The sequence below is a fragment of the Curtobacterium sp. 'Ferrero' genome, assembly GCF_002412165.1.
Taxonomy (GTDB): Bacteria; Actinomycetota; Actinomycetes; order Actinomycetales; family Microbacteriaceae; genus Curtobacterium.
In genome coordinates this window covers 1-25132 of sequence record NZ_NXIA01000028.1, presented here as the reverse complement: position 1 = coordinate 25132, position 25132 = coordinate 1, and the positions used below count along the sequence as shown (strand labels likewise).

Genomic DNA, 25132 nt, shown 5'->3' with positions numbered 1-25132 from the left:
CGGCCGGCTCAGCGTGCCGAGCGGCTCAGGACTGGGCGAAGAAGTTCGCCTCGATGTCGGACTCTACCTCAGGCGCCTCACCGCTCACTGCGACGTGGGCGGGAGAGAGCAGGAAGACCTTGTTCGTGACGCGCTCGATCTTGCCGTACAGCCCGAGGGACAGGCCCGAGGCGAAGTCGATCATGCGCCGTGCGTCGCCCTCGGTCATCTGCGTGAGGTTGATGATCACGGGGATCCCGTCACGGAAGCTCTCGGCGATGGACTGGGCGTCCTTGTACTCGCGGGGGTGGACGGTGAGGATCTCGTTCATTTCCTGGACCGGGGTCGCCTTCTGTGCGGTCGTGTGCGAGCGGCGGAGCGGGGTCACCTGGGCGCCGCCCTTCGGGGTGTGCGCCTTGGGCTCGGGAGCGGGGGTCGGTGCGGGCGCTGCCGCGGGGGCTGCAGCGGCCGGAGCCTGGGCGGTGGCCGGAGCGGGTGCGGCCGGAGCCGCCTGGGAGCGCGCCGGGGCCGGCTGCTGCTCGTCCTCGTACTCGAGTTCCTCGTCGGCGAGGCCGAGGTAGACCATCGTCTTCTTCAGCGGACCAGCCATGGTTCCTCCCGGGTTCGTGCTCGTGGTTGCCCTGCTGTCGAGGCTACGGTGCGTCCGGGCGTTTCCCGGTGATTGCGGTCCCGATCCGCAGGTGTGTCGCGCCCTCGGCGATCGCCTCCGCGTAGTCGCCGCTCATCCCCGCGCTGATGTCCGTGGCGCCGGGCTCGAGCGACACCACGCGCTCGGAGATCCCGCGGAGCCGGGCGAACGCCGACCGGGGTTCCTCGTCGAGCGGCGCGACCGCCATGACCCCGCGGAGACGGATGGTCCCGGTGCCGAGCACCCGCTCGACCATGGCCTCGACGGCGTCGGGTCGGACACCGCCGCGGTCCGGGTCGTCCGTGAGGTTGACCTGCACGAAGCCGTCGATCACCGGCGGCTCCGGCTCGGCGTCGGTCGGGGCGAACGCGTCCACCACCGAGTCCCGGTCGAGCGACTGCACGACGTGTGCGTAGCGGCGGACCTGGCGCGCCTTCTTCGACTGCAGCTGCCCGACGAAGTGCCAGGTGAGCGGGAGGTCGGCCAGCTCGGCGGCTTTCGCCTGCGCCTCCTGGTGGCGGTTCTCCCCCACGTCGGTGACGCCCAGCGCGCTGAGATCACGGACGAGGGACGCGGGGTGGAACTTCGTCACGACGACGAGCGTCAGCTCGTCGGGGCTGCGCCCCGCGACCTGCGCCGCGTCCGCGATGCCCGCCCTGACGGACGCGAGTCGCGCCTCCAGTCCGTCGTCGTGGGACGGGGCGGACGGGAGGCGCGACTCACCTGCCATGGTCGGCTTACTTCAGGAAGTCGGGGACGTCGAGCTCGTCGTCGTCATCGTCGAACGCCGGGTCGGCGGCGCGCTGCGCCGGGGCCTGGTGCTCCGAGGACGCCCACGAGGAGGTCGACGGCACGCCCTCGTCGACGGCGCCGGCCGAGGCGACCGGAGCGGTGGCGCCGGCCTCCGGGTCGACCCAGCTCGAGCGGCGCTCCTTCTGCTGCGCGGTCGGCTCGCCGCCGTCGAAGCCCGCGGCGATGACGGTCACGCGGACCTCGTCCCCGAGGGTGTCGTCGATGACCGCACCGAAGATGATGTTCGCCTCGGGGTGGACGGCCTCCTGCACCAGGCGGGCCGCGTCGTTGATCTCGAAGATGCCGAGGTTCGAACCGCCCTGGATCGAGAGCAGCACGCCGTGCGCGCCGTCGATCGAGGCCTCGAGCAGCGGGCTGGCGACGGCGAGCTCGGCCGCCTTGATCGCCCGGTCGGCACCGCGCGAGGAGCCGATGCCCATGAGCGCCGAGCCGGCACCCTGCATGACCGACTTGACGTCGGCGAAGTCGAGGTTGATCAGGCCCGGGGTGGTGATGAGGTCGGTGATGCCCTGGACACCGGCGAGGAGCACCTGGTCGGCGGTCGCGAAGGCCTCGACCATCGAGATGCCGCGGTCGGAGATCTCGAGGAGGCGGTCGTTCGGGACGACGATGAGCGTGTCGACCTCGTCCTTGAGCGAGGCGACGCCGTTCTCGGCCTGGGACTGGCGGCGCTTGCCCTCGAAGCTGAACGGCTTCGTGACGACACCGATGGTGAGCGCACCGATCGACTTCGCGATGCGGGCCACCACGGGGGCACCACCCGTGCCGGTCCCGCCGCCCTCACCCGCGGTTACGAAGACCATGTCGGCGCCCGCGAGCGCCTCCTCGATCTCCTCCGCGTGGTCCTCGGCGGCACGACGGCCGACCTCGGGGTCCGCGCCGGCGCCGAGGCCGCGCGTGATCTCCCGACCGACGTCGAGCTTGACGTCGGCGTCGCTGAGCAGCAGTGCCTGCGCGTCGGTGTTGATCGCGATGAACTCCACGCCGCGGAGCCCGAGCTCGATCATGCGGTTGACGGCGTTGACGCCGCCGCCGCCGACACCGACGACCTTGATGACGGCGAGGTAGTTGTGGTTCGTGGTCACGTCAGTCCGGCCTCCGGTTGAACCCTCAACCTCTACTTGAAAGTTGGGGTCTTTGCTGCTAGGTGTGGTGCTTGCGACGACGCTACGGGTGCCCTCCGGACGGTGCACAGCCGCCACGCCGCGTGTCGTGCGATTGCGCGCGAGATCGCGTCCAGCAGGAGGCTCCCCCGCATCGCGCACGGGCGGTGGGCTACTTCTTCGCGCGGATGATCCCGTTGTCCGGTGCCGAAACGTCGTACTCGACGACGGTCTTCGGGTCGCGGGCCGCGTGGTCCTTGACGAGTGCGGCGAGGAGCGCGGCCTTGGCGTCCGAGTCGTCCGGGCTCCCCCACACGACGGTGGAGCCGTCCTGCAGGGTCAGCGTGACGTCGTCGGCCGTCGACGCCTCGACGCCCGTGGTCTGCGCCCGCACGGTCGACGGCAGGGCGAGCACCACCTCGGTCATCGTGCGGAACACCGACGAGCCGAGCTTCGCGCGGCCGATGTCCGCGACCGGCATGGTCGAGGGCTTCGTGCGCGAGGACTGCACGACGATGCCGGCGGGGTCGACCAGGTCGAAGGACTTCCCCGACCGCACGGCGACCACCGGGGTGCGCTCGGTGACGGTGACCACGAGCGTGTGCGGCGGCGCTTCCTCGGTGACGTAGCTCTCGATGAGCGGGAACTTCGCGATGTCACGCTTGACCTCGTCGAAGTCGAGGCGGGCGAGCGGCGTACCGAGCTGGTCGGACAGGGCCTGGCGGAGCTCCGAGGCGTCGACGCGGTCGGTGCCCTTGATCTCGATCGTGCGGAGTGCCATCAGGGGCGAGAACACCGCGACGAGGATCGACACCCCGAGCACGAGGACGATCGCCGCCGCCGTGGTCCAGGCCGCACGGCGGTGTCGGCTGCGGCGGGTGAAGCGGCGGATCTCGGCCCGTTCGAGCAGGCGGCGCCGACGCTTGGCGATCCGGGCCTCGCGGGCGGTCTCGGCGGCGCGGACCCCGGCGCCGATCGGCGCGCCCGCGTGCGGGTGGCCGTGCGCGTCGCCGTGTGCGCCGTGCTCGTCCGCGCCCCCTGTCGAACGTCGCGCCCCGTCGTTCGGGGGCGCGGTGTCCGTCCGGGGGCGCGATCCGTCGGCGTCGGCGCGGTTCCCGTCGGAGCGGTCGTCGGCGGTGTGGTCTTCGTCGGGGCTGTACCGGCGGAGCTGTTCGGCGACCGTGGACAGGCCGGCGCCGAAGCGGCGGCCGGCCGCGCCGGCGACGGCACCGGCGCGGTCGAACGACGACCGCGCAGCGCCGCCCCGCGGCCCGGCCGTGGTGTCGTCGTCCGCGGGTTCCGTGGCGGGGGTGGGCCGTGCCTCCCGGACGTCGTCCACCGGCCCGGTCTCGCTCGTCCGACGCAGGACCGGCCGACGGGACGGACGCGGGGCACGACGCTGCCGGGGCACGGACGCGCCCTCGTCCGCCGGGGCCTGCGGCTCCGGACGGTCGTCGAACCCCTCGGGACGCTTCACCGGGAGGGCGTCCCGTCGTCCTCGAGCGCGTGGAGCACCTGCGGGATGATCCGGTACACGTCGCCGCAGCTCAGGGTCATGATGATGTCGCCCTCGTGTGCGACCGCCGCTGCCCGGGCCGACGCGGCGTCCCAGTCGGGCAGGAAGTCGACGCGGGACTGGTCGACGAAGCGCTCCTGCACGAGCGCGCCGGTGACGCCGGGCTCGGGGTCCTCGCGGGCGCCGTAGACGTCGAGCACGACCGTGTGGTCCGCGAGCTCCTCGTAGACCTTCGCGAAGTCGCCGGCCATCAGGCGTGTGCGCGAGTACAGGTGCGGCTGGTGGATCGCGATGATCCGACCGTCGCCGACGACGTTCCGGGCTGCTCGGAGCGCCGCCGCGACCTCGGTCGGGTGGTGGGCGTAGTCGTCGTACACCGAGACCCCGCGCTCGACGCCGTGCAGCTCGAAGCGCCGCTGGGTGCCGCCGAAGGCCTCGATGCCGCGCACGGCGTCCTCCGGAGCGACGCCGAGACCGGTCAGCACCGCGAAGGCCCCGACCGCGTTCACGGCGTTGTGGCGGCCCGGCACGCGGAGCGTCAGGTGGTGCTGCTGCCCGTCGGCGCGGAAGTCGACCTCGACGCCCGCGGCCTCGGTGATCCGCTCGATGCGGATGTCGGCGTCGGCCGCCTCGCCGAACGTGACGATCTCCGGGGCGTCGGGTCGGGCACGGACTCCCGCGGTGACCCGCTTCGCCTCGGCGTCGTCGCTCGAGATGACCAGGCGCTCGGAGGCCTTCGCGGCGAAGTCGACGAACGCCTCGGTGAAGGCCTCGACGCTGCCGTAGTGGTCGAGGTGGTCGGCGTCGACGTTCGTGACGAGGGCGACCGCGACGTCGTAGAGCAGGAACGAGCCGTCGGACTCGTCGGCCTCGACCACGAACAGGTCGCTCGAGCCCGGGGCCGAGCTCGTGCCCAGCGACTGGATGACCCCGCCGTTGACGAAGCTCGGGTCGAGGCCGAGTTCGACGAGGGCGGTGACGATCATGCCCGTCGACGTCGTCTTGCCGTGCGCGCCCGCCACCGCGACGAGACGCTGCCCCGCGATCAGGGCGGCGAGGGCCTGCGACCGGTGCAGCACGGGGATGCCGCGGCGCTGGGCCTCGAGGAGCTCCGGGTTGTCCGGCCACAGCGCGCTCGTGACGACGATCGTGTCGGCATCGCCGACGTTCGCCGCGTCGTGCCCGATGTGCACGTCCGCGCCGAGCTCGCGCATCGTCTGGGTCGTCGCGGTCTCGCGCGAGTCGCTGCCACTGACGCGGTGGCCTGCGGCGAGGAACATCCGGGCGATGCCGCTCATGCCCGAGCCGCCGATGCCGACGAAGTGGACGGCGCCGAGGTCGTCCGGGATCGGCTGGGTCAGGTCCGGCTTGATGGTCATGGTTCCTCCGTGGTGCTGCCGGTGGTCGGCCGGCCGTCGGCGTCGGGTGCTGCGTCGCCGGTCGTGTCGCGTCCTGCTGCGCCGTTCGCGGTGCCGGCTGCTGCGCCGTCCGAGTCGCGTGCTGCGTCGCCGGTCGTGTCACGTGCTGCGGCGCCGTTCGCGGTTCCCGCGCCCCGTGCCGCGTCGAGGACGAGGTCGGTCATGCGGTCGGCGCCGTCGCGGTGTCCGACGCTGCCGGCACGGACCGCCATGCTCGCGATGCGCGCCCGGTCCTGCAACAGCGTCAGGAGCTGGAACGTCACCCAGTCCTGGTCGAATTCCTCGTCCGCGACGAGGACCGCTCCCCCGGCGTCGACGACGTCCTTCGCGTTGTGCCGCTGCTCGCCGTTGCCGACCGGGTACGGCACGAGCACGCTCGGCAGCCCGACCGCGGTCAGCTCGCACACCATGCCCGCTCCGGCGCGGGACACCACGAAGTCGCTGGCGGCGTACGCCAGGTCCATCCGGTCGCAGTACGGCAGCACGCGGTACCCGTCGAGGTCGCTCGGTCCGATGTCCGACTTGCCCCCGACGACGTGCAGCACCTGCCACCCGGCGCCGACGATCGCCGCCGCGCTCCGGTTGACCGTCCGGTTGATGCTCCGCGCCCCCGAGGAACCGCCCGTCACGAGCAGCACGGGGCGGTCGGCGTCGAGCCCGAACTCGGCGAGCCCCTCGACGCGACGCGCGCGACGGTCGAGCGACTCGACCTCGCGGCGGAGCGGCATGCCGACGACCCGCCCGTGCCGCAGCCGGGTGTTCGAGAACGTCACGCCCACGTGGTCGGTGAGGAACGCCGCGAGTCGGTTCGCCAGCCCGGGCTTGGCGTTCTGCTCGTGCACGACGATCGGGGTGCCGGTGCGGCGCGCCGCGATGTAGGCCGGTGCCGCCGCGTACCCGCCGACGCCGAGCACGACGTCGATCCCGCGCTCCCGGATGATCTGCTCGACCTGGCGCACGGCACCGAGGAACGCCCCGGGGAAGCGCAGGGCCGCCGCGTTCGGCTTCCGTGGGAACGGCAGGCGCGGGATCGTCAGCAGCTCGTACCCGCGCATCGGCACGAGCCGGGCCTCGAGTCCCTCGGCCGTCCCGAGCACGAGCACCTCGGCGTCGGGGTCGCGCTCGGTCAGCCGGTCGGCGACGGCGAGCAGGGGGTTGACGTGGCCGGCGGTCCCGCCGCCGGCGAAGAGGAAGCGGCTCACCGCTGGGCTCCGTTCGTGCGCGGACCGCGCGGGGTGGTGCCGGCGCCGGCACCGGCGCTGGTGTGCAGGGTCGTCCGGGCGTCGATCCCGGCGTCGGCGCTCCGCTTGCCCGGCAGCTCCCGGGCGAAGGACAGCACCACACCGATGCCGAACAGGGTCATGATGAGCGCCGAGCCGCCCGCGGAGATGAGCGGGAGCGGCACGCCGAGCACCGGCAGCAGCCCGAGCACGACGGCGATGTTGACGAGCGCCTGGCCGATGATCCACGCGAGGATGCCGCCCGTGACGGTCTTCACGAACGGGTCACGCGACTGCCGGATGACCTTGATCATGCTGATCGCGAGGACGATGAACAGCGCGAGGACGACGACGGCGCCGATCAGGCCGAGCTCTTCGCCGATGATGGCGAAGATGTAGTCGTTGTCCGCCTCGGGCAGCCACGACCACTTCGCCTTGGAGTTGCCGAGCCCGACGCCGAAGACGCCGCCGGACGCCAGCGCCCACATGCCGTGCACGGGCTGCCAGCACAGGTCCTGGTACTGGTTCGAGTCCGTGCAGCCGGAGAGCCAGGCGTTGATGCGGTACGACCGCGAGGCCGACGTCATCGTCACGAACGGCAGCACCACGGCGACCGCGGCCACGATGACGAGCAGGTGCTTGGCACGGGCCCCGCCGATGTAGAGCGCGCCGAGCACCAGGATGAGCATGATCATCGCGGTGCCCTGGTCACCGCCGAGGAGCACGAGCCCGAGCGGGAGCACGATCGCGATCCCGATCGGGACGAACAGCTCCTTCCAGTCGTCGAGCTTGTCCCGCTTGACGTACATGATCGCGCCGACGGCCAACGCGAGCCCGAGCTTGACCGCCTCGGACGGCTGGGCGCTGAACGAGCCGATGCCGATCCAGTTCCGGTTGCCCTGCACCTCGATGCCGAGCGGCGTGTACACGAGCAGCTGCAGCACGAGTGCCGCTCCGAGGATCGCCATCGCCCACTTCCGCCACAGGCGCGACGGCACCCGGCTGGCGATGAGCATGATCGGCACGCCGAGCACCGCGTAGAGCCCCTGACGGGACGCGGCGCCGAAGAAGTCGTGCGTGGCGGCGTACTGCTCCACGCTCGACGACGAGAGCACCATCACGACGCCGAAGACGACGAGGAAGAGCGTCACGCCGAGGATCGCGTAGAACGTGGCGGACTCGGCCACGAAGACGTTCTTGACGGCGACGACGGCAGCGGCCGGACGGCGTCGCGCCGACGCACTCACTCCCCGGGAAGCCGAGCTCGCTGTGGTCGCGCTGCCGCGGGTGCCACCGCCTGCCGATGCGCCGCTAGTGCCGTTCGCCGGAAGGTCCGCCATCGCCGTTTCCTCCCAGGTGCTCGTGGACCGCCGCCGCGAACCGACGCCCCCGGTCCGCGTAGGAGTCGAACTGGTCGAACGACGCGGCTGCCGGGGCGAGGAGGACCGTGTCGCCCGGCCTCGCGACCGATGCGGCATGCCGGACCGCCTCGGGCATGACCTGATCAGTGTCCGATGCCTCGACCTGGAGCACGGGGACCGCGGGCGCGTGTCGCGCGAATGCCTCGAGCACGGGTGCCCGGTCGGTCCCGATCACCACGACGGCCCGCACGTCCGGACCGAACCGCTCGACGAGCCCGTCGACGTCCACGCCCTTGAACTGACCGCCCACGATCCACACCACCGTCCCGAACGACGCCAGCGAGGCCGTCGCCGCGTGCGGGTTCGTCGCCTTCGAATCGTCGACCCAGGTGACGCCGTCGGCGGTCGCGACGTGCTCGGTGCGGTGGTGGTCGGCCCGGAAGCCCCGCACCGCCTGCTGGATCGCCGCCGGCTGCACGGTCGCGGCACGGGCGAGGGCCGCGGCGGCGAGGACGTTCATCGTCATGTGCGGACTGGCGAGCCCGGCCTGCTCGAGGTCGGCCAGGGTCGCGAGCTCGAGCGCGCTGGAGCGGCGGTCCTCGGTGAAGGCGCGGTCGCAGAGGACGTCCTCGACGATCCCGACGTCGCCCGGTGCGGGCACGCCGGGTGTGAACCCGACCGCCCGGCAGCCCTCGACCACGTCGGCCTCCTCGACCATGCGGCGGGTGACCTCGTCGGTGGTGTTGTACACGCACGCCATCACGGTGCGCTCGTAGACCTTCGCCTTCGCGGCCCGGTAGGCCTCGGCGGAGCCGTGCCACTCGAGGTGGTCGTCGGCGATGTTCAGGCAGGCGCTCGCGAGCGGCACCACCGCGCCGTCGCCGTCCGTGGCGGCGTAGTGCAGCTGGTGGCTCGAAAGCTCGACCACGAGGACGTCGAAGCCCTCCGGGTCGCGGACGACGTCGAGCACCGGCACGCCGATGTTGCCGCAGGCCACGGCACGGAGCCCGGCTGCCTCGAACATCGCGGTCGTGAGCTGGGTCGTGGTCGTCTTGCCGTTGGTGCCCGTGATCGTCACCCACGGGGCGGCGACCGGACCGCGGACGACCTTGTCGCGCACACGCCAGGCGAGCTCGATGTCGCCCCACACGGTGCTGTGCTCGACCGCCCACCGGACGGAGGCGTTGTGCGGCGGCAGGCCCGGCGAGACGACGACCACGTCCGGGGCCTGCTCGACGAGCGCGGCGGGGACGGCGTCGAGCGGCGTGCGCTCGAACCGCGCGCCGATGACGTCGAGCAGCTCGACCGTGTCGGCCGGACCGTCGGGCGCGTAGACCGCCACGTCGCTGCCGAGCTCGACGAGCGTGTCCGCGACCGAGAAGCCCGTCGACCCGAGGCCGAGCACGGCGACGCGGAGGCCCTTCCAGCCCTCGGCGTACCAGCTGTCGAGTCCGGCGAGGCGGGCGGGCGTGGGCAGCGGGGCGTCAGCCGACACGGGTGATCCACTCCAGGTAGAACAGGCCGACCCCGCCGACGACGCACAGGCCCGCGATGATCCAGAACCGCACGACGACCGTCACCTCGGCCCACCCCTTCAGCTCGAAGTGGTGGTGCAGCGGACTCATCCGGAAGATGCGCTTGCCGTGCGTGATCTTGAAGTACGCCCGCTGCAGGATGACCGAGCCGGTGACGATGAAGAACAGGCCGCCGATCAGGACGAGCAGGAGCTCGGTGCGGCTGAGGACCGCGAGGCCGGCGAGGGCGCCGCCGAGCCCGAGCGAGCCGGTGTCGCCGAGGAAGATCTGCGCCGGCGAGGTGTTGTACCAGAGGAAGCCGATCAGGCCGCCGACGACCGACGCCGCGACCACCGCGAGGTCGAGCGGGTTCGCCACCGTGTAGCAGGCGTGCGCCGTCGTCTCGTCGAGCCGCGGGCTGCCGCACTGCTGGTTCGACTGCCAGAAGCCGATGATCACGTACGAGCCGATCGCCAGGATGCTCGACCCGGTGGCCAGACCGTCGAGGCCGTCCGCCACGTTGACGCCGTTCGACGTCGACACCGTCAGCAGGACGATCCAGGCGAGGAACAGGATGGTCCCGACGACCGTCCCGAGCGCCATCAGGTCGAGCCACGGGATGTCCCGGATCGCGGAGATCATCGTCGACGCCGGCGGCTCGCCGTTCGCGGACGGCACGACGAGCGCGACGGTCGCGAAGATCACGCCGACGATCACCTGGCCGAGCACCTTGGCCCAGCCGCCGAGGCCCAGGCTCCGCTGCCGCCGCACCTTGAGGAAGTCGTCGACGAAACCGACGAACCCGAGTCCGACCATGAGGAACAGCACGAGCAGGCCGGACAGCGTCACGGAGTCCCGGCCCACGAGGTGCCCGACGAAGTAGCCGAGCACCGAGCCGATGATCAGCACGATGCCGCCCATCGTCGCCGTGCCGCGCTTGGTGTGGTGCGACTGCGGTCCGTCGTCACGGATGAACTGTCCCCAGCCGAGGCGGTGGAACAGCTTGATGAACAGGGGTGTGAGCAGCAGCGTGAACACCAGCGACACGGCGCCGGCGACCAGGAGCGCGATCATTCGGTGACTCCTCCGAGTCGGTCTCCGAGGATGCGCAGTCCGGCGGAGTTCGAGGACTTGACCAGGACCACGTCGCCGGGGCGGAGCATGGCCTGCAGGGTGCGGACGGCCTCGTCGACGTCCTCGGTGAACACGGACTCGCCGTCCCACGACCCCTCGAGGGTGGCGGCCTGGTGGATCGGCATCGCGCCGCGGCCGACGACCACGAGCTGCTCGATGCCGAGCCGGACCACGAGCCGGCCGAGCCGGTCGTGCTCCTCGGTCGCGAACTCGCCGAGCTCGCTCATCTCGCCGAGCACGGCGACGGCACGCTCCCCCGGTCGCACGATCTGCGCCAGGGTCCGCAGCGCCGCTGCGGTCGAGTCCGGCGACGCGTTGTAGGCGTCGTTGATGACGGTCACGCCCTCCGGGCCGCCCGGGAGGATCTCCATGCGCCAGCGCTCGGCTCGCGTCATCGACGCGAGCGCCTCGGCGCCGGTGGCGAGGGGCACGCCCCACAGGTTCGCCACGGTCAGCGCTGCGCTGGCGTTCATCGCGTGGTGTTCCCCGATGATCGCGAGGCGGACGTCGGCGGTCTCGGCCGGGTGATCCGGGCCTCCCGGCTGGTCCTGGTCGGCTCCGCCGACGCTGCGCGTGAGCGCGAAGCGGGTGCCGGTCCGGTCCGTCTCGATCCCCGCGATGCGGTAGTCGGCATCCGCCGCCGTGCCGAAGCCGACGACGCGGGCGCGCGTCAGGTCGCGCATCGCGGCGACGCGGTCGTCGTCGACGTTCAGGAGGGCCGTGGCCGTCTCCGGCAGGTCGGTGACCATCTCGGACTTGGCCTTCTGGGTGGCCTCGATGCCGCCGAACTCGCCGGCGTGCGCGAGGCCCACCTTGAGGACGACGCCGACGTCCGGCTCCGCGATCGAGACGAGCTTCGCGATGTGGCCCTTGCCGCTCGCGCCCATCTCGACCACGAGGAACCGCGTGTCGTGCGTGATCCGCAGCATCGAGATCGGTGCGCCGACGTGGTTGTTGAACGAGCCCTTCGGCGCGATCGTCTCGCCCTGCGTCGACAGGATCGTGGCGAGCATGTTCTTCGTGCTCGTCTTGCCGTTCGACCCGGTGATGCCGACGACGCGCAGCGGTGCCGGGCGCCCGTCGGCGTCGACGCGGTCCGCGCTCGACGCACGCACGCGGGCGACGACCTCGTGCGCGAGGGCGGCGAGGGCGGCGTAGCCGTCGGCGACGACGATCTGCGGCGCGGTGGTCTCGACGCGCTCGGGCGTGATGACCAGCGCGGCGCCGGCCTCGGTCGCCGCGGGGACGAAGCGTCGGCCGTCGGTGACCTCGCCGGGCAGGGCGAAGAAGACGCTGCCGGGGGTGACGAGGCGGGAGTCGGTCTCGACCGAACCCTCGACGACCAGGTCGGCCTGGTCGGCCACGTCCGTGTGCTGGGCACCGGTGATCAGCTCGCCGTCGACCGCGGCGGCGATCTCGGCGAGGGTCATGGCGATCATCGGGACTCCTCCGCCGGACCGCCGTTCGGCTCCCAGCCGGCCTCGCGGAGCGCCTGCCGTGCCTCGTCGCGGGCGGAGTACGGCGTGCGGACCCCCTGGATGTCGCGGTAGTCCTGGTGGCCGGGACCGGCCCAGAGGATCGAGTCCCCTTCGCCGACCAGGCCCACGGCCGTGCGGATGGCCGCCTCGGGCGGGCTGACCTCGTGGATCTCGTGGTCGGGGTAGGCCGCGCGGGCGGCGTCGACCAGGGTCTTCCGGATGCTCGCGGCGTCCTCGAAGCGCGGGTGGTGGTCGGTGACGACGAGGATGTCGCTCCCCGCGGCCGCCACGCGGGCCATGTCGGCGCGCTTGGTGGTGTCGCGGTCGCCGTCGGCGCCGAACAGCATCAGGACCTTGCCCGGGGTGAACTGCCGGACGGCGGCCAGGGTGTTCTCGAACGCGTCGGGGCTGTGCCCGAAGTCGACGTAGACGCTCGGGCCCCGCTCGCCGGACACGCGCTCCGTGCGGCCGGGGAGGTAGCACTCGATGGCGCTCGTCGGTTCGCCGCGCTCCTCGCGCTCGTCCTCGTCGGGGTAGCGACGGTGGTTCGTCTCGAGCGCCTGCGCGATCGCGCCGAGCTCGAAGCCGCCCTCGACGAGCATGACGATCGCCAGTGCGGCGTTCGCGGCCATGTGCCAGCCGATGAGCGGGACACGGGTGGTGAGCTCCCGGCCCTCGGGACCGGTCAGGCGGAACTCGGTGTACGCCGCCTGCGCGTCGACGATCTCGACGTGCCACTCGGCCTCGACGTCCGGGTGCACCGTGATGGTCGTGACCGGGATGCGCGAGTCCTGCACGACGCGCTGGCCCCAGTCGGTGTCGAGCGACACCACGCCGCGACGGGCGTGCTCGGGCTGGAAGAGCGGCAGCTTGGCCTGGTAGTACTCCTCCATGTCGGCGTAGTCGTCGAGGTGGTCGTGCGACAGGTTCGTGAAGCCGGCCACGTCGAAGACGATGCCGTCCACGCGGTGCCGGCTGAGGGCCTGCGCGCTGACCTCGACCGCCACGGCGCGGACCTCGGCCTCGCGCATGCGGGCGAGGAGCGCGTGCATCTCGCTCGCCTCCGGCGTGGTCAGGCGGCTCGTGACGCTGAGGGTGCCGATGTGGCGCTCGGCGGTGGAGCTCAGGCCCGCGACGAGACCGAGCTGTCGCAGGATGCCCTCGAGGATGTACGACGTGCTCGTCTTGCCGTTCGTCCCGGTGGTCGCGAAGAGCTGCGGGAGGTCGGTCGCCTCGTCCGGGTGGGTCCGGTAGACCCAGGCGGAGACGTCGCCGAGCGCGGCTCGGGGGTCCTCCACGACCAGCACGGGGAGCCCGGACGGCTCCGCCAGTGCCACGCCGTCCGCGTCGGTCAGCACCGCGACGGCTCCGCGCTCGGCGGCCTCGGCGGCGAACTGCGCGCCGTGACGGTTCGCGCCGTGCACGCCGACGAACAGGTCACCGGGCTGCACCTCGGCAGCGCTCAGGGTGACACCCGTGGTCTCGACGCCGTCGACCGAGCCGACGACGCGCAGCCCGAAGCCGTTCGCCAGTTCGGCGACCGATCGGGGCGTGGGGTGTTCGGGTCGGAGGACCGGGGGGATCCGTGCGGACAAGTGCTCCTTCTTCCTCACCACGTGGACGGGTACAGCTTCGCCTCGGACGCGGAGGGGGCTACTCGGTACTTCTCGAGCACCTGGGACATGAGAGTTCGGAACGCCGGAGCCGCTCCACTGGACCACTTGTTGGCCTGCGGCTTCGTGAACGTCACCGTGACAACATACTGGGGGTCCTCGGCAGGTGCCATTCCGGCCACCGAGGTGATCCGCTGCCCGCCGTAGCCCTTCGAGCCCTCGGCGACCTCGGCCGTACCGGTCTTCGCCGCGATGTTGTACCCGGAGATCGGCTTCATGCCGACGAGCGTGCCGCCCGTCACGACGCTCTGCAGCATCCCGACGGTCTGCTGGGCAGCGGACGCCGACACGACCCGCTCGGACTGCACGTCGGGCGCGTCGATCGTCTTCCCGTCGGACGTCACACACCCCTTGACGAAGTGCAGCGGGATGCGGACACCCTGGTTCGCCAGGGTCTGGTAGATGCTCGCCACCTGGAGCGCGGTCGTCGAGATGCCCTGGCCGAACATCGAGTTGATGTTCGTCTGCTGGTCCCAGGTCGGGCTCGAGCCGTACTGCATGCCGGGCTGGCCCGGGTAGTCGATCGCCGACTCCGGCTCGAACAGCCCGAACTTCTTCATGTAGTCGTAGCGCTGCTGCGCGGTCAGGCGTTCACCGAGCTCCGTGATGCCGACGTTCGACGAGTTCTGCAGGATCCCGGTCAGGGTCAGGTTCTCGGTCTGGTGGAACTCGGAGTCGTGGATCGACCCGCCCCAGGGGAACGAGCGCGAGTAGGGCACGACGGCCTGGTCGGTCGGACTCGACTTCCCCTGGTCGATCAGGGCGGCGGCGATCGCGGCCTTGATCGTCGAACCGGGCTCGTACGTGTCCGTGATCGCGCGGCTGCCGTACGCGCCCTTGTCCGTCGTCGCGTCGACGTCGTTGGGGTCCACGGTCGGCCAGTCGGCCACGGCCAGGAGCTCGCCGGTCTTCACGTTCGTGACCGTCGCCGTCGCCGACTGCGCCTGCAGGGTCTTCGCCGCCGAGGCGATGGTCTGCTGCGCCATGTACTGCAGGTCGCTGTCGATGGTCGTCTCGAGCGTGCCGCCGTCCTTGGCCTGCTTCTTCGTCACGGTCGACCCCGGCAGCTGGACGCCGTCCTCGCCGCGCTCGTAGGTCTCCGACCCGTCGGTCCCGGCGAGGCACTCGTCGTAGGCGTACTCCAGGCCCGCCTGGGCGCCGTCCGTCCCCATGAACCCGGTGATGTTGCCGGTGGTCGCCGCGGTCGGGTACACGCGGGCGGCCTGCTGCTCCGTGTAGATCCACGGGATACGCAGCGCCGTCACCGCCTCGTAGTGCTTCACGTCGAGGCCCTTGACCAGGTACGCGAAGTCGGAGGTCCGGTCGGCGTCGATGTTCTTCCGCATCGTGGCCACGTCACCGCCGGAGGCCGTCGCGAGGGCGTCGAGCGCCGCGGTCACGCTGATCTTCTTCTCGCGGGTGCCGCCGAGCTTCCCGGTGAACCCCTTCACCAGGCGCGGGGCGGTCGTGATGTTGTAGCGCGTGACACTGTCGGCCAGCTCGGTGCCGTTCCGGTCGACGATCGAGCCGCGGGTGCCGTAGACCGTGACCGGGATGCTCCGCTTGGCCTTGGCGGCGTCGTCGAGGTCGGCGGCCTGCACGACCTGGATGTCGACCAGTCGGACGACGAACACCGCGACGAGGGCGATCACGGCGATCATGACGACGCTGTAGCGCAGTCGGCGGTTGCGGATCGTCTTCGTCACGGGACGCGGTCCTTCCCGGGTGGTGGTCGGCACCGACCCGGACTACCGGGTGGTGGGGGCCTGCAGCTGGTTCGGGTCGGACTCTACGGACGACTTCGCTGCGCCCTGGTCCGACGCGCTGGCGCCGGTCGTCTTCCCAGCGTCGGAGCCCGTGGTTGTGCTGTCCTGCCCGGTGGTGCTCGTGCTGCTGGCCTGCCCGCTGGTGCCGGTCTGCCCGCTCGTGCCGGCCTGCCCGCTCGTGCCGGTCTGCCCGCTCGTGCCGGTCTGCTTGCTCGTGCTCGTGTCGCCCTGCTTCGCTGCGAGCGGCACGTCCTGGAGCAGCGAGTTCGGCACCTGGTTCTGCGTGCTCGCGGTCGCCTCGTCCGCCTTCGCCGGGGTCGGCGTGCCGTACACCTTGCCGGTCTTCGGGTCGAGGTAGACGGGCGTGGCGTTCGCGACCATGCCGAGCGCCTGGGCGTTGCGCGCCAAGTTCTGCGGGGAGTCGAGCACGCGGAGGTCCTCCGACAGCGACTGCTGCGTGCGGCTCAGCTTGGTCTGCTCGGCGCCGAGGGAGTTCAGCGTGTACGCGCCCTGGCTGAGCGCCATGCTGATCCCGAGCTGCGCCAGGAGCAGGACACCCAGGGCCGACACCGCCACGATCGCGTAGGCGATCCGGGGGCGGGCCCGGCGCTGCGCCTTGGTCGGGCTGACCTCGACGAGCTCCGGGCGACCACGGCGGGCCGGCTCCTCGGCGTGCTCTGGCAGCGGCGCGCGGGACGGGACGACGGGGTCGACCAGTGCGAGGTTCGTGCTCATGTCACTTCCGGATCCGTTCGGCCGCGCGCAGGCGCACGGGGATGGCTCGGGGGTTGGCGGCGCGTTCGGCCTCGTCGGCCAGTTCCGCGCCCTTGACGACCAGCTGGAAGGTGGGGCGGTGCTCGGGCAGCTCGACCGGCAGGCCGGCGGGGGCGCTCGAAGTGGTGCGGGCCGCCAGCTCGCGCTTCACCATGCGGTCCTCGAGCGACTGGTACGACTCGACGACGATGCGACCGCCGACCGCGATCGCGTCGAGCGCCGCCGGGATCGCCCGTTCGAGGACGCTGAGTTCGGCGTTCACCTCGATGCGGAGCGCCTGGAAGACACGCTTCGCCGGGTGACCCTGCCGCTGGACGGCCACCGGGGTCGCGTCGTGCAGCACCTGCACGAGGTCGCCGGACATCGTGAACGGCTGCTCGGCGCGGCGTTCGACGATCGCGCGTGCGTAGCGTCCGGCGAGCTTCTCCTCGCCGTACCGCTGGAAGATCCGACGGAGCTCGCCCTCGTCGTACGTCGCGAGGACGTCGGCCGCGGTCTGCCCCTCGGTCCGGTCCATGCGCATGTCGAGCGGAGCGTCCTGGCTGTAGGCGAACCCGCGCTCGGCCCGGTCGAGCTGCAGCGAGCTGACGCCGAGGTCGAACAGGACGCCGTCGACCTCGTCGAAGCCCTCGCCCTCGATCGCCTCCGCGATGCCGTCGTACACGGTGTGGACGAGGCGGACGCGGTCGCCGAAACGGGCCAGGCGCTCCCCCGCGATGCCGAGGGCGTCGGTGTCGCGGTCGAGCCCGATCAGCGTCAGCTCCGGGAACCGCTCGAGCAGCCCCTCGGAGTGGCCGCCCATCCCGAGCGTCGCGTCGACGACGACCTTGCCCGGGCCCTCGAGCGTCGGCGTGAACAGCTCGACGATGCGCTCGAGCATCACCGGCGTGTGCGGAAAGCGTTCCCGCTGGTCGTTCGGTTCGGTCGCATCGGCCATGTCAGCCCCTGTGTCCTCCGGGCCGCGGGTCCGGATCCCCATCCATGCGACCTGACGTCGGGGAAGTGACGTCAGGGCACCACGGCTGGGAGTCCCGATCCGCGGATCAGAAGATCCCCGGGATCACCTCCTCGTCGTTGTCGGCGAAGCCCTCTTCGACCTCGGCGTAGTAGGCCTCCCACGCGGGGGTCGACCAGATCTCGGCACGGTCACCGGAGCCGATGACCGTCAGGTCCCGCTCGAGCCCCGCGTAGTCGCGGAGGTTCTGCGGGATCGTGACGCGGTTCTGCTTGTCGGGCTGCTCCGCGCTCGCTCCGGAGAGGAACAGGCGCATGTAGTCCCGGGTGCGCTTCGACGTCATCGGTGCAGTGCGGATCCGCTCGTGGAGTTCCTCGAACGTGTCCGCACTGAAGACGACGACGCAGCGCTCCTGCCCGCGGGTCATCACGAGCCCCCCGGACAGCTCGTCCCGGAACTTGGCGGGGAGGATCACGCGACCCTTCTCGTCGAGCTTCGGGGCGTAGGTACCGAGCAGCACGTCGGGCCTCCCCTCCGCTCCACCGGACCGTTGCAAGCCCCACTTTACTCCACTCCCCTCCCCTTGCCCATGCTTTTGCTCCCCGAATCGCCCTCGTGCCCCGTTCTGGGGCGGTCAGGCGCATCCGTCGCCATCCGACGATCCGCGAGGAGCCGCGGAACAGCGGGCCCGTGGAGCGCAGTGGAGGGCGTGGAGGAAAGTGGAGGGTTTCCGCAGCCCACGTCCGGCCGGGAGGCGCGTCCCGCCCCCGCCACGCCGCTCACCTCCGCCGTGGGTCGCCATCGCACCGCGCTGCCCGCTCCCGCACGCGCTCGGCGTGCCGCTCCCCGACCGTGCTCGGCACGCCGCTCCCTGCCCGTTCGCACGCGCGGCACGTTTTGCGACCCAGGCCGGCCCCCGATGCCGATCGAGCGAACCGCGCTCCGTACCCCCAGGCCGAGCGCGAGATCCCGGCCGGTCCACACCCCAGGTCGAGCGGGCGATCCTCGCGGGTCCGCGGGCCCGAGGAGAACACTTCTTGCCCGCTCGCGGTCGGGATAGCCCGCGCGAAACCCTCCGACCACGAGCACGACGCGCGCCCCGATCCAGCCCACCGAACGGCACATCCGACGCCGAACGGGCGGAATCGGCGAGTCCCCGTCCTCGAACGGCGCACTATCCGCCCGCTCGTCCCGACCCAGCCCACCGAACGGCACATCCGACGCCGAACGGGCGGAATCACCGAGTCCCCGTCCTCGAACGGCGTACTTTCCGCCCGCTCGCGGTCGCGGGCGGTCAGTGCCGCTTACGCTCCCGTCCGAGCGCAAGGCCTCGTGGCGCTGAACCGCCTGAAGTACATCGAGCAGCTGGCCCGACGCCGAACGGGCGGAAAAGGCGGGTGTCAGTCTGCGGAAGGGACACTTTCCGCCCGCTCGCGCTTCCGGGGGCAGTCAGTGGAACCTGCGAGCAACTCCGAGCGGAGGGTCTCGCGGCGTTGCTTCCTCCGAGCGCTTGGCACGACGCCGAACGGGCGGAATCGGCGGGTTCAGGCGCGGGACGGCGACCGGTTCAGCCCGTTCGCGGTCGTGAATGGTGAGCGCGGCACCGGCGCGGCACCGGTACCGGCACCGGCGGCACAAAAAATGCATGAGCCGGGCGGCTGCGAACCCCGACGGCAGGAACGACTCCTGGCCCGACCCGACCGGGCGAAATCTGCGGCGCGGGCTCCTGGCGAGGGACAGTTTCCGCCCGCTCGGCGGAAGGAGGGTCCGGCTCCGGCTCCGGCTCCGCGTCCGAGGTCCGAGGTCCAGGGCCCGACGGCCGAGGCGTCCGACCGCGCCTCGCCCGGGTTCCACGACTCGCCGCGCGCGCCCCACCGAGGTTCCACCCAGCGCCGCGGACGCACACGAGATGCCGCTGTTTCGGAACCCCGGGGACGACAGCCGAACCCGAATTCGAATCCGAACCCGACCCCCCCGGGCACACGAAACGGGGCCGGCCCCGAAGGACCGACCCCGCCCAAGCCTGTGGAGGAGCTCCTACTGCCCCTGATCCGGATCGTTGCGCTTGTCCCAGCGCTCGTTCATCCGGTCCATGAAGGACCCGCCCGACGACGACCGCGACGACCCGCCCGTCCCGGCCTTGGGAGCCCGGGGCGTCTTCGCCTTCGGGGCCCGCATCCCTGGGCGGAGCGCGAACAGCACGCCGGCCAGCATGATCACGAAGCCGAGGATGCCGATGAGCGGCTGGCGGATGACCAACCCGACGATGACGACGGCGACCCCGGCGAGTGCTCCGAGCACCCCGAGCGCGATCGACGTGTACGTCGGGCGACCCTGGCGCCGCGTGACGCGCGCGACGAAGTCGGAGTCGTTCTGGTAGAGGCTGCGCTCCATCTCCTCGAGGAGGCGCTGCTCTTGCTCCGAGAGTGGCATCTGTGTTCCCTCTGTTCCTGGGATCGACGCATGGTTTTGGTTGGCCGATTCTACGTCCCGACCGCTCCACTAGGGTAGGGATCGTGGCTGAGAGTACGCGATTAGTGGACCTCGTCTCCGCGCGGATCGAACGGGCCCTCGACGAGCAGCGGGAGCGGCTCCTCGCGATCAGCCCGGACCTCGCGGTGTTCGACCAGTACGCACGGGACCTGCTGTCCGGCGGAAAGCGCTTCCGCGCCCTGTTCTGCTACTGGGGGTGGCAGTCCGTGGCGGGGCGTTCCGGCTCGTTCGACCCGCTCGGCGAGGGGTCGCGCCAGACCACGGCCGAGGCGATCGTCACGGTCGCCGCGGCGCTCGAGGTCTTCCACGCCGCGGCCCTCGTGCACGACGACATCATGGACCGGTCCGACACGCGTCGCGGTCTGCCGTCCGCACACCGACGCTTCGAGGCCCTGCACGCCGACTCCGGCTGGGCCGGCGACCGCGCCCAGTACGGCACGAACGCCGCACTGCTCCTCGGCGACCTCCTGCTGTCCCTGAGCGACGCGGTCTTCGACGAGGGCCTCGCGCTGCTCGAGCCCGCCCGCGCGCGCATCGTCCGCCAGGAGTTCCACGCGATGCGGCTCGACGTCACCGCCGGGCAGTACCTCGACGTGCACGAGGAGACCGCCTGGCCCGCGATCGACGAGTCCGAGCACCTGCTCCGGGCGCAGCGCGTGATCGTGTTCAAGTCGGCCAAGTACTCGGTCGAGGCACCCCTGCTGATCGGTGCCCTCGTCGCCGGCGCGAACGAGGCGCAGCTCGAGGGCCTGCGGTCGTTCGGCCTCCCCCTCGGCGTGGCGTACCAGCTCCGCGACGACATGCTCGGCGTCTTCGGCGACCCGGAGGTGACCGGCAAGCCCGCTGGCGACGACCTCCGCGAGGGCAAGCGCACCGTCCTCATCGCCAGCGCCCGCAAGACGCTCCCGCCCGGCCCCCGTCAGCTCCTCGACGAGCTGCTCGGCGACCCGGACCTCGACGACGGCCAGGTCCAGATGCTCCGCGCGACCCTCACCGACTCGGGAGCGGTGGCCGCGGTCGAGCGGTCGATCGACCGGCACGTGCAGCGGGCGAAGGCGGCGCTCGACGCCGCCCCGCTCACGCCGTCGGCGCGAGAGCAGCTCGCGTCGCTGGCCGACACGGTGATCCGGCGCGTCGCGTAGCGGCGGCCGCACGACGGACGGGAGGCGCGGTGCCAGCTGGCACCGCGCCTCCCGTCCGTCGGTCGGTCCGGTCTAGAGCAGGGATTGCGCGATGCGGCGCACCTCGGCCTTGCGGCCCGCGCGCAGCGCGTGGATCGGCGAGTCGCCGATCGCGTCGTCGACCTGCAGCATCCAGCGCACGGCCTCGTCGTCGGAGAACCCGTTGTCGGCGAGGACGATGAGCGTGCCCCGGAGCTCGGGGAGCGGCTCGGTGCCGTCGAGGAACTCGCCCGGCACCCTGAGTACCCCGTCCACGCGGGCGGGCAGCAGGGTCTTCTGCTCGAAGAGCCGGTGGATCCGGCCAGGGGTCACGCCGAGGAGTTCCACGAGGTCGGGAACGGTCAGCCAGCGCTCGGACAGGGTCGCGTCGTCGGTGGGTGCAGCACTCACGTCCCCCATCGTGCCAGAGCGAGCGCCGCGTGGGGGACGGCCCGTCCGGCAGGCGTGACAGTACGTCCGTCACACGAGTCACACACACAACATCCGACTCTCTGGTTGACTTGGGAATCAGCCCATGCCAGCGTTGAGCCACCTGTGAGCGCGCACACGCGCGTGCGTGCGACTCACCGAGGACAGGAGACCACCGTGGACAACGCTGCTGACGACGCCGCCCGGCGCGCACGATCCGCGCGCTTCGCGACCATGCCGATCGTCCTCGCCGGGACGATCGCGGTGACGGCCGGACTCACCGGTCCGGTCGCCCACGCCGAGGCCCGACACGACGACGACGGTGCGCACAAGCGGCACGTCGACCAGGACCGCAACGAGGGCAGCCGTCCGGTCCTCTCCACCGCGGTCGCACGGCCCACGGCGACCGTCGCCACCACGGTCGCAGCGGTCCGCTCGGTCCCGAACACGTACACGGTCCGGCAGGGTGACACGGTCTCCGCGATCGCCGCCCGCTACGGCCTGTCGGCGCAGGAGGTCCTGGTCCGCAACGGGCTCGGGTGGAACACGATCATCCACCCCGGGCAGACACTCCACCTCGCGAGCACGCCCGCCGCTGCCTCCCGCCCGGCCACGGCGTCGAGCAGCTCCGGCCGCAGCACCGCGACCCACTCGAGCCACTCCCACTCGAGCACGAGCAGCTACCACGTCCGTCAGGGCGACACCGTGTCGGGCATCGCCGCCCGGGTAGGCGTGTCGACGAACGCCCTGCTCCGGGCGAACGACCTCTCGCAGCGCAGCGTGATCTACCCCGGACAGACCCTCCGCGTCCCGTCGGCGTCGACCACGACCGCGACCACCACGACCTCGAGCAGCCGGCCGACCGTCGTCGCCTCGACGGCGTCGAGCGGGCACGTGAAGATCGTCAGCGGGGACACCATCGCCTCCATCGCCGCGGCGCACCATGTGTCGGTCCGCGCCCTGCTCGCCGCGAACGGCCTGAGCTACACGAGCACGATCTACGCCGGCAAGACCCTCGTCCTGCCGGGCGCGACGGCCTCCGCCGCCGTGTCGACGACCTCCGCACCGGCGTCGAGCGGTTCCCGGGCGGTGACCCTCAGCGCCGAGCAGTGGCGCAACGCGGCGACGATCGTGAGCGTCGGACGCTCGCTCGGCGTCCCCCAGCGCGGCCTGGTCGTCGCCCTCGCCGCGGCCATGCAGGAGTCCAGCCTGCGCAACCTCGACCACGGCGACCGCGACTCGGTCGGCCTGTTCCAGCAGCGCCCGAGCCAGGGCTGGGGCAGCGCGGCGTCGCTGCAGGACCCGGCGACGGCGGCCAAGCGGTTCTACCTCGGCAACCCCGGGCACACGCGCGGACTCCTGGACGTCCCGGGCTGGTCGTCGATGCGCGTGACCGACGCCGCCCAGGCCGTGCAAGTCTCGGCCTACCCGGAGGCGTACGAGCACTGGGCGACCCCGGCCGCTGCCTGGCTCGCCTCGCTCTGACGAATCCTCAGTCGACCGGCCAGTGCGACTCATCCCTGAGGACGACATCGAGGTCGAGATCGGGTAACGGTCGGAGCGTCAGTACCGGGTCGCGCAGGACGGATTCGTAGAATGCCGCAGATGACCACGAACGCCGCCACGGACCCGATGATCGGTCGGATGATCGACCGTCGGTACCGCGTGCGCTCGCGGATCGCCCGGGGCGGCATGGCGACGGTGTACCTCGCCACCGACGTGCGGCTCGAACGCCGCGTCGCGATCAAGATCATGCACGGGCACCTGGCCGACGACCAGGCGTTCCGGGAGCGCTTCATCCAGGAGGCCCGTTCCGCCGCCCGACTGTCCCACCCCAACCTCGTGGGGGTGTACGACCAGGGTGCCGAGGACGACACCGCGTACATCGTCATGGAGTACATCCCGGGCATCACGCTGCGGGACCTGCTGCAGGAGCACCGCGCACTGACTCCCGAGCAGGCCACCGACATCCTCCGGGCCGTCCTCGCGGGCCTCGCTTCGGCTCACCGCGCCGGGATCGTGCACCGCGACCTGAAGCCCGAGAACGTGCTGCTCGCCGACGACGGCCGGATCAAGCTCGGTGACTTCGGGCTGGCACGGGCGACGACGGCGAACACGGCGACCGGCGCGGCGCTGCTCGGGACGATCGCGTACCTCTCCCCCGAGCTCGTCACCCGAGGCGCCGCCGACTCCCGCAGCGACATCTACGCCCTCGGCATCATGCTGTACGAGATGCTCACCGGCGAGCAGCCCTACAAGGGCGACCAGCCGATGCAGATCGCGTACCAGCACGCGAACGACACCGTGCCCGCACCGAGCGCGACCGTGCCGGGGGTCCCGCCGGAGCTCGACGAGCTCGTGGCGTGGGCGACGGCCCGCAACCCGGACGACCGTCCCGCCGACGCCCGCGAGATGCTCGACCACATGTCGGGCGACCACCCGCGTGCGACCGGCCAGTACCGGACCGCCGTGCTGCGACCCGAGAACGCGACCGCCATCCTCCCGTCCGGCGGCTCGTCCGCCCCGACGTCGGCCGACGACGCGTCCGACCCGACCACGATCCTCTCCCCGCCCGCCGACACCGGTCCCCGGGGCCAGCAGCGCGGGCGCAACCAGCCCGGTCCCCGGCGCACCGGCAACCAGCCCGGCGTGCTCTCCCCCGCCGGTCAGCGCCTCGCCGACAAGTCGGCCAAGCGACGGAAGCGCGGCTGGATCGTCTTCGCGATCGTGCTCGTCCTGGCGATCATCGGCGGCACCATCGGCTGGGCACTCGGACCCGGCCCGTGGGGCAACGTCCGCATCCCGGAGGTCGCCGGCAAGAGCGTCACGCAGGCGCGGCAGCTGCTCGAGGCCGAGGGGCTCCACACCGCCTCCACCACCGCGCGCCGGTTCGACGCGGTGATCGCGAAGGGCGAGGTCTCGACGACCAAGCCGGCGGCGAAGCGCGAGGTCCGGAAGGGCACCGCGGTGCAGCTCGTGCTGTCGAACGGCCCGCGCATGATCACGCTGCCGGCCATCGTCGGGCAGCCCGAGTCCACCGTCACCGCCGCGCTCGACGACGACTTCGACCTGCAGGACACGCAGTACCAGTTCTCCGCCGACGCCGCGAAGGACACCGTGATCGCCGCCACCGGGCGCGATGCATCGGGCGCGGTGGACCTCGGCAAGGCCACGACCTACGCCGAGCGCGGGCCGGTCACGCTGACCGTGTCGCTCGGTCCCGTGCCCGACGTCGTCGGCAAGACCGTCGCCGACGCCACGTCGACGTTGCAGGGCGTCGGTCTCGAGCTCGGGTCGCAGACGGAGCAGTACAGCGACCAGGCCGACGAGGGCACGATCATCTCCGCGAAGCCGACCGACGACCCGGCGGTGAAGGGCACCACGGTCGACGTCGTCGTGTCACGCGGGCCCGCGCCGATCGAACTGCCCGACGTGCACGGCAAGACCATCGACCAGGCGACGTCGACGCTCGAGGGCCTCGGGCTGCAGGTGTCGGTGCCGGACTGCACGAACATCCTGTGCCGGTTCTACGACTGGAAAGCGACGCTGCCGGTGAGCTCCACCGACCCGGTCGCCGGCACGACGGTGCACCGCGGCGACACGATCACGCTGGCGTACGAGCAGTAGGCGCGCGGCGGCGCGGGGCGCGGCCTCGGCCGCCTGCCGGTTGCGCGGGGGCGCGGGGCGGCGCGGGGGC

At 71.9% G+C, this 25132-nt stretch carries 20 protein-coding genes; 3 read left to right on the top strand and 17 right to left on the bottom strand.

What is annotated here, in order from left to right:
- Window positions 1–25: 25 nt before the first annotated feature.
- The 16 genes from Csp2054_RS16370 to Csp2054_RS16295 form a co-directional block, all read right to left on the bottom strand.
- Complete coding sequence (locus Csp2054_RS16370) at window positions 26–589, bottom strand: cell division protein SepF (RefSeq protein ID WP_096900576.1); 564 nt, start codon at window positions 587–589, stop codon at window positions 26–28.
- A 43-nt stretch (window positions 590–632) separates the two neighbouring features.
- Complete coding sequence (locus Csp2054_RS16365) at window positions 633–1358, bottom strand: YggS family pyridoxal phosphate-dependent enzyme (protein ID WP_096900574.1); 726 nt, start codon at window positions 1356–1358, stop codon at window positions 633–635.
- Window positions 1359–1365: 7 nt separating this feature from the next.
- Window positions 1366–2526 carry a cell division protein FtsZ gene (gene ftsZ / locus Csp2054_RS16360; RefSeq protein WP_096900572.1) on the bottom strand — a complete coding sequence of 387 codons (1161 nt, stop codon included), beginning with the start codon at window positions 2524–2526 and terminating at the stop codon, window positions 1366–1368.
- A gap of 190 nt (window positions 2527–2716) precedes the next feature.
- Window positions 2717–4021 (bottom strand): FtsQ-type POTRA domain-containing protein, encoded by a 1305-nt coding sequence (locus Csp2054_RS16355; RefSeq protein ID WP_096900570.1) that lies wholly within the window; start codon window positions 4019–4021, stop codon window positions 2717–2719.
- Window positions 4018–5439: a UDP-N-acetylmuramate--L-alanine ligase gene (murC, locus tag Csp2054_RS16350; RefSeq protein ID WP_096900568.1), complete on the bottom strand. Its 1422-nt coding sequence runs from the start codon at window positions 5437–5439 to the stop codon at window positions 4018–4020. Before murC ends, Csp2054_RS16355 begins: the two co-directional genes overlap by 4 nt.
- Window positions 5436–6680: an undecaprenyldiphospho-muramoylpentapeptide beta-N-acetylglucosaminyltransferase gene (gene murG / locus Csp2054_RS16345; RefSeq protein ID WP_141399306.1), complete on the bottom strand. Its 1245-nt coding sequence runs from the start codon at window positions 6678–6680 to the stop codon at window positions 5436–5438. Before murG ends, murC begins: the two co-directional genes overlap by 4 nt.
- Window positions 6677–7945 carry a putative lipid II flippase FtsW gene (ftsW, locus tag Csp2054_RS16340; protein WP_255252788.1) on the bottom strand — a complete coding sequence of 423 codons (1269 nt, stop codon included), beginning with the start codon at window positions 7943–7945 and terminating at the stop codon, window positions 6677–6679. Before ftsW ends, murG begins: the two co-directional genes overlap by 4 nt.
- 64 nt (window positions 7946–8009) lie before the next feature.
- A complete protein-coding gene (murD, locus tag Csp2054_RS16335) occupies window positions 8010–9554 on the bottom strand; it encodes a UDP-N-acetylmuramoyl-L-alanine--D-glutamate ligase (protein WP_255252787.1) in 1545 nt (514 codons plus the stop codon).
- On the bottom strand, window positions 9544–10647 hold the full coding sequence (gene mraY / locus Csp2054_RS16330; RefSeq protein ID WP_096900564.1) for a phospho-N-acetylmuramoyl-pentapeptide-transferase: 1104 nt from the start codon (window positions 10645–10647) through the stop codon (window positions 9544–9546). The genes murD and mraY overlap by 11 nt, the downstream gene beginning before the upstream one ends.
- Window positions 10644–12146, bottom strand: coding sequence for a UDP-N-acetylmuramoyl-tripeptide--D-alanyl-D-alanine ligase (locus Csp2054_RS16325; protein WP_096900562.1), 1503 nt, complete (start codon window positions 12144–12146; stop codon window positions 10644–10646). Before Csp2054_RS16325 ends, mraY begins: the two co-directional genes overlap by 4 nt.
- Entirely contained in the window at window positions 12143–13780 is a 1638-nt protein-coding gene (locus Csp2054_RS16320; RefSeq protein WP_096900590.1) for a Mur ligase family protein, read from the bottom strand. Before Csp2054_RS16320 ends, Csp2054_RS16325 begins: the two co-directional genes overlap by 4 nt.
- Before the next feature lie 14 nt (window positions 13781–13794).
- Window positions 13795–15564 (bottom strand): peptidoglycan D,D-transpeptidase FtsI family protein, encoded by a 1770-nt coding sequence (locus Csp2054_RS16315; RefSeq protein WP_096900560.1) that lies wholly within the window; start codon window positions 15562–15564, stop codon window positions 13795–13797.
- Between the two features lie 42 nt (window positions 15565–15606).
- Window positions 15607–16359 carry a hypothetical protein gene (locus tag Csp2054_RS16310; RefSeq protein WP_096900558.1) on the bottom strand — a complete coding sequence of 251 codons (753 nt, stop codon included), beginning with the start codon at window positions 16357–16359 and terminating at the stop codon, window positions 15607–15609.
- A 1-nt stretch (window position 16360) separates the two neighbouring features.
- On the bottom strand, window positions 16361–17335 hold the full coding sequence (gene rsmH, locus Csp2054_RS16305; protein WP_096900556.1) for a 16S rRNA (cytosine(1402)-N(4))-methyltransferase RsmH: 975 nt from the start codon (window positions 17333–17335) through the stop codon (window positions 16361–16363).
- 106 nt (window positions 17336–17441) lie between these two features.
- Entirely contained in the window at window positions 17442–17873 is a 432-nt protein-coding gene (gene mraZ, locus Csp2054_RS16300) for a division/cell wall cluster transcriptional repressor MraZ (RefSeq protein ID WP_022904577.1), read from the bottom strand.
- 1517 nt (window positions 17874–19390) lie between these two features.
- Window positions 19391–19786 carry a DUF3040 domain-containing protein gene (locus Csp2054_RS16295; RefSeq protein WP_096900554.1) on the bottom strand — a complete coding sequence of 132 codons (396 nt, stop codon included), beginning with the start codon at window positions 19784–19786 and terminating at the stop codon, window positions 19391–19393.
- A gap of 83 nt (window positions 19787–19869) precedes the next feature.
- Between Csp2054_RS16295 and Csp2054_RS16290 the strand changes: the two genes are divergently transcribed.
- The gene (locus Csp2054_RS16290; protein WP_096900553.1) at window positions 19870–20988 is read left to right on the top strand and encodes a polyprenyl synthetase family protein; all 1119 of its coding nucleotides are present in this window, start codon (window positions 19870–19872) and stop codon (window positions 20986–20988) included.
- A gap of 72 nt (window positions 20989–21060) precedes the next feature.
- Here the strand turns inward: Csp2054_RS16290 and Csp2054_RS16285 are convergent, their stop codons facing one another.
- Window positions 21061–21426 (bottom strand): Rv2175c family DNA-binding protein, encoded by a 366-nt coding sequence (locus Csp2054_RS16285; protein WP_096900552.1) that lies wholly within the window; start codon window positions 21424–21426, stop codon window positions 21061–21063.
- A gap of 186 nt (window positions 21427–21612) precedes the next feature.
- On the opposite strand from Csp2054_RS16285, the gene Csp2054_RS16280 reads away from it, so the two are divergent.
- Window positions 21613–22920 (top strand): LysM peptidoglycan-binding domain-containing protein, encoded by a 1308-nt coding sequence (locus tag Csp2054_RS16280; protein WP_255252786.1) that lies wholly within the window; start codon window positions 21613–21615, stop codon window positions 22918–22920.
- 120 nt (window positions 22921–23040) lie between these two features.
- Complete coding sequence (gene pknB / locus Csp2054_RS16275; protein ID WP_255252785.1) at window positions 23041–25062, top strand: Stk1 family PASTA domain-containing Ser/Thr kinase; 2022 nt, start codon at window positions 23041–23043, stop codon at window positions 25060–25062.
- The last annotated feature ends 70 nt before the right edge of the window (window positions 25063–25132 follow it).